2 protein-coding genes are annotated in these 5,645 nt (G+C 78.2%); both read right to left on the minus strand.

The features are described from left to right. Positions 1-1,836, minus strand: a 1,836-nt coding sequence (locus PUR56_RS00460) for a type I polyketide synthase (protein WP_329947369.1), incomplete at its 3' end; no start/stop codon positions are given. Positions 1,837-2,096: 260 nt separating this feature from the next. Continuing rightward, a partial coding sequence (locus PUR56_RS00465) for a type I polyketide synthase (RefSeq protein WP_329947370.1) occupies positions 2,097-5,645 on the minus strand: 3,549 nt, incomplete at its 5' end.

Genomic DNA, 5,645 nt, shown 5'->3' on the forward strand with positions numbered 1-5,645 from the left:
CAGCACCGGCTGCACCACCTCCACCCGCGCCAACCAGTCGTCCCCGCCCCGCAGCACCGCCTCCACCGAGAACCCCGTCAACGGCAACAGCGCCGCATCACACTCCCGCAGACGATCCGCGAACGCTCGCGACCCCAGCAGCCCCACCGCCATACCCAGCCACTGACCACCCTGACCCGGATACACGAACACCACGTCGGTGGAGTCGAGCGCGGTGCCCGCCACGAGCCCGGACCCGACCGCCTCCAGACCGGCGAGGTCCCAGGCCACGGCCCGGTCCGGCAGTACGGCGCGCCGGGCCAGCGTCGCGCCGACCTCCCCCAGCGGCGCGCCGCCCTCCGCGTGCACCAGGACGGCGGCGGCCTGGGCCCGCAGCGCGGCCGGGCCGGCCCCGGAGAGCAGCAGCGGCACCGGCCCGGTCCCGGCGGCCGGCGACGGCTCCCGGACCGGATCGCCCTGCTCCAGGATCACGTGGGCGTTGGTACCGCTCATGCCGAACGAGGAGACGGCCGACCGGCGCGGGCGGCCCACCGCCGGCCAGGGCCTGGCGTCGGTGAGCAGCTCCACCCTCCCCGCGGTCCAGTCGACCTTCGGGGTCGGCGCGTCGACGTGCAGCGTCTTCGGCAGCTGCCCGTGCCGCATGGCCTCGACCATCTTGATGATGCCGCCGACGCCCGCCGCCGCCTGGGTGTGCCCGATGTTCGACTTCAGCGAGCCCAGCCAGAGCGGCTCGCCCTCGGCCCGGTCCTGGCCGTACGTCGCCAGCAGCGCCTGGGCCTCGATCGGGTCGCCCAGCGTCGTCCCGGTGCCGTGCGCCTCGACCGCGTCGACCTCCTGCGCCGTCAGGCCGGCGTTCGCGAGCGCCTCCCGGATGACCCGCCGCTGGGCCGGGCCGTTCGGCGCGGTCAGCCCGTTCGAGGCGCCGTCCTGGTTCACCGCCGTGCCCCGCACCACGGCCAGGACCGGACGGCCGGCGGCCCGCGCCGAGGAGAGCCGCTCGACCAGCAGCACCCCGGCGCCCTCGCCCCAGCCGGTGCCGTCGGCGGCGGCGGCGAACGACCGGCAGCGGCCGTCGGTGGCGAGGGCGCGCTGCCGCGAGAACTCCAGGAAGGTCCCGGGCGTCGACATCACCAGGACGCCGGCGACCAGCGCCTGGTCGCACTCGCCGCTGCGCAGCGCCTGCACGGCCAGGTGCAGCGCGACCAGCGAGGACGAGCAGGCGGTGTCGACCGTGACCGCCGGGCCCTCCAGGCCGAACGTGTAGGCGAGCCGGCCGGACAGGACGCTGGAGGCGTTGCCGGTGCCCAGGTGGCCCTCCAGCTCTCCGGGACGGTCGCCGAGCAGGCCCAGGTAGTCCTGGTCGTTGCTGCCGGCGAAGACACCGGTGCGGGTGCCGCGCTGGCCCAGCGGGTCCAGGCCGGCCCGCTCGAACGCCTCCCACGCGCACTCCAGCAGCAGCCGCTGCTGCGGGTCCATGGCGCGGGCCTCGCGCGGGCTGATCCCGAACAGCGACGCGTCGAAGTCACCGGCGTCGTGGAGGAATCCGCCCTCGCGCGCCATCGAGGTACCGGGCGCGTCGGGGTCGTCGTCGAACAGCGTGGTGAGGTCCCAGCCCCGGTCGGTCGGGAACTCCCCGACCGCGTCCCTGCCCTCCGCGACCAGGCGCCAGAGGTCGTCCGGGCCGCGCACCCCACCGGGGTAGCGGCAGGCCGTGCCGACGACGGCGATCGGCTCGGAGGCCCGGGCCTCGGCCTCCTGCTGCCGACGGCGGAGCCGGTCGGTCTCCTTCAGTGCGCTGCGCAGGGCCTCGACGAGCTTCTCGTCCGGCTGGGTCATGGTCCACTCCGCTCGTCAGGCCGCTCTGGGGCCTCGGAAATGCTCACGTGGGAGGCGACGGGGTTCCGTCGCGGGCGACAGGTGACAGGGGCTGGTGAAGGTGACCGGGGGCACCGGCCCGGGGCAGGTGCCCCCGGGCGGGGGCCGGTCTGCCGGACGGTCGGGGCGTCGGACGGTCGGGGCGCCCGGATCGGGGATCCGGGCGCCGGGCGGGGTCCCCCGGGCAGGGGGCGGGGGTTGCGGGTACGGGCGCCGGGGCGTCAGTCCTCGTCGGGGGCGGCGGAGCCGAGCGCGAGCCGCATGAGCTCCTCGACGTCCATCGCGTCAAGGTCCTCGGCGGGCGCGCCCGGCCCCGGAAGCGGCGGGGCCGGTTCCACCGGCGCCAGCCGCAGCAGCCGGGGCAGCAGCCCGGACTCCCGCAGCCGCTCGACCGGGATCGCTGCGAGCGCCCGCCGGATCTCCTCGTCGGGCAGGTCCACCGTCTCCGGCACGGGCGCGAGGGACTCCCCGAGGTGGCCCGCGAGCCGTTCGGCGTTCGGGTAGTCGAAGACGAGCGTCGGCGAGAGCGGCAGTCCGGTGGCGGCGATCAGCTGGTCGCGCAGCTGGACGGCGGTGAGCGAGTCGAAGCCGAGCTCGTTGAAGGCCCGTTCCGGCGCCACCGCGGCGCCCGACGCGTGGCCGAGCACGGCCGCCGCCTCGTCCCGGACCAGCCGCAGCAGGATCCGCTCCCGCTCCGCCGGGGCGGCCTCGGCCAGCCGGGCGGCCAGCTGCCCGGCCACGTCCCCGCGGGCGGGGACCGCGCCGGGCCGTCCGTCCGTGAGCGGGTCGGCGGCCAGGCCGGTGAGCAGCGGCCGGGGCCGCGCGGTGGAGAACACGGGGACGAAGCGCGCCCAGTCCACGTCGGCCACGGTGACCGACGCGTCGCCGGCGCCGACCGCCACGCCGAGCGCGTCCAGCGCCCGGTCCGGCGCCATCGGGGTGAGCCCGCGCAACCGGAGCCGGTCGGCGACCTCGTCGTCGGCCGCCATGCCGATCCGGGCCCACGGCCCCCAGGCGATCGCCGTCCCGGGCCGGCCCTGCGCCCGGCGCCGCTCGACGAGCGCGTCCAGCGCCGCGTTCGCCGCCGCGTAGGCGGCCTGCTCCGCGCTTCCCCAGACGCCCGCGATCGAGGAGAAGACGATCAGCGGCACGTCCGGCAGCAACGCGTCGAGGTGCACCGCGCCGTCGACCTTGCCGGCCGCCACGGCGCGCAGGTGGTCCGCGTCCTCGGCGGCCAGCGGCACGTCCCGGCTGACGCCCGCCGCGTGCACGACGGCGTCCACCGCACCGACCTCGGCCAGCAGGGCCGCGACCGCCGACCGGTCGGACAGGTCGCAGGCGTGCGCCTGCGCCGCGGGCAGCTCGGCGAGCAGGTCCGCCGCGCCGGGGGCGTCGGCGCCCCGGCGGGAGACCAGCACCAGCCGCTGCGCGCCGTGGGCCGCGGCCCAGCGGGCGACCTCGGCGCCCAGGCCGCCGGTCCCGCCGGTGACGAGCAGGGTGCCGCCGGGCCGCCAGCGCGGGGCGCCGGCGGGCACGGGCGCGGGGACCAGCCGGCGCAGCGCCGGGCCGGCCGCCCGCAGGGCCACCTGGTCCTCGGCGCCGAGCCCGCCGGCCAGGACCGCGACGAGCCGGGCCGCCGCCGGGGCGTCCGGCCGTTCGGGCAGGTCGACCAGCCCGCCCCACCGGTCCGGGTGCTCCAGGCCGAGGACCCGGGCCAGTCCCCAGACCGCCGCCGGGCCCGGGTCGGGCGCCGGATCGTCCGGCCCGGTGGCCACCGCGCGCCGGGTGACGAACCAGTGCGGTGCCGTCAGGCCCTGCCGGACGACCGCGAGGGCCTGCTCCGGGGTGGACACCGCGGCCAGCACACCGGCGAGGGCCGGCCCGGGCTCGGCGACCACCTCGGTGCCCGCGGCCCGCAGGGCGCCGGCGAGCGCGCCGTCCTCGTCGCCCAGCACCAGCCACGCGCCGTCCGGCGCGGCGGCGGGCTGCGGCGCGGTGGTCTGCGGCTCGGTGGTCTGCCCGGCGCCGGTCCGCGGCTCTGCGCCGGCCAGGTCGGTGACCGAGGCGTCCGTGCCCGGCAGGTCGGTGGCCGGCGGGCCGGCGGTCAGGACGTCGCCCGCCGGCTGCCACTCGACGCGGTAGCGCCACCCCTCGGTGCCCGGCTGCTCCTCGGCCGGGCCGTCCAGCCAGAACCGCCGCCGGTGGAACGCGTACGTCGGGAGGTCGACGCGGCGCGCGCCGGGAAGCACCGCGCTCCAGTCGACCGGGAAGCCGTGGACGAACAGCGTGCCCAGCGCGGTGAGCGCGGTGGTGGGCTCGTCGCGGTCCTTGCGCAGCGTCGGGACGCACACGGCGTCCGGGCGCAGCTGCCGGGCCAGCGCCGTCAGGACGCCGTCCGGGCCGAGCTCCACGAGCGTGCCGATGCCGTCCAGCGCGCCGACGGCGTCCGCGAAGCGGACGGGCCGGCGGACCTGCTCGACCCAGTACTCCGGGTCCGTCCACTCCCCCGGTCCCACCCGTCGGCCGGTCACGCTCGACACCGCCGGCGTCGACGGCTCGGCGAAGGCCAGGGACTTCACGACGGTCCGGAACTCCGCCAGCATCGGCTCCATCAGCCGGGAGTGGAACGCGTGACTCGTCCGCAGGCGGTTGGTCTTCCAGCCGCGCCCGGCCGCGAGCACGGCCGCCTCCTCCACCGCGTCCGCGGCCCCGGAGACCACCACGGCCGCCGGGCCGTTCACCGCCGCGACGTCCAGCGTGCCGAGCGCCGCCCGGACGTCGGCCTCGGAGGCTCCGACGGCGAGCATCGCCCCGCCGGCGGGTAGGGCCTGCATCAGCCTGCCGCGCGCGGCGACCAGCGTGGCCGCGTCCGCGAGCGACAGCACCCCGGCCACGTGCGCGGCGGCGATCTCGCCGATCGAGTGCCCGACCAGGACGTCCGCCCGCACACCCCAGTGCGTGAGCAGCGCGTGCAACGCCACCTCGACCGCGAACAGCGCCGGCTGCGCGTACTCGGTCCGGTGGACGAGGTCCTCGTCGTGGAGCGCGACGGCCAGCGGCACGCCCAGGTGCGGGTCCAGCGCGGCGGTGACGGTGGCCAGCGCGTCCGCGAACACCGGGAACTCGGCGGCGAGTGCCGCCCCCATGGCCGCCCGCTGCGCGCCCTGGCCGGTGAAGAGGAACGCCCGCTTCCCGCGGACCGCGACCCCTTCGACCATGCCCTCGCCCCGGCCTCCGGAGGCCCAGGCGGTCAGCGCGTCGGCCGCCCGTGCCAGGCCGTCGTCGGTCCGCTGCGCGAGGAACACGGCCCGGTGCGGCAGCGCGGCCCGCAGGGTGGTCGACCGGGCGAGGTCGGCCGGGGACCCGTCCGGATGATCCCGCAGGTGGCGGCCGAGCCGTCCGGCCTGCCGGCGCAGCGCGTCGGCGTCCGGTCCGCTGACGACCAGCGGCACCACCCGGCCGGCCGCCGGAGCGGGTGCGGCCCGGGGCGCGGACGGGGTCTGGGACACGGACGGGGTCTGGGGGGCGGACGAGGTCTGGGGGGCGGGGGGTTCCTCCACGATGACGTGGGCGTTGGTGCCGCTGATGCCGAACGACGAGACGGCCGCCCGGCGCGGACGGTCCACCGCCGGCCAGGGGCGGGCCTCGGTGAGCAGTTCCACGTCCCCGGACGCCCAGTCCACCTGGGGGGTGGGCGCGTCGACGTGCAGCGTGCGGGGCAGCACGCCGTGCCGCATCGCCTGGACCATCTTGATGATGCCGGCCGCCCC

The organism is Streptomyces sp. BE303 (assembly GCF_036290945.1).
GTDB lineage: Bacteria > Actinomycetota > Actinomycetes > Streptomycetales > Streptomycetaceae > Kitasatospora.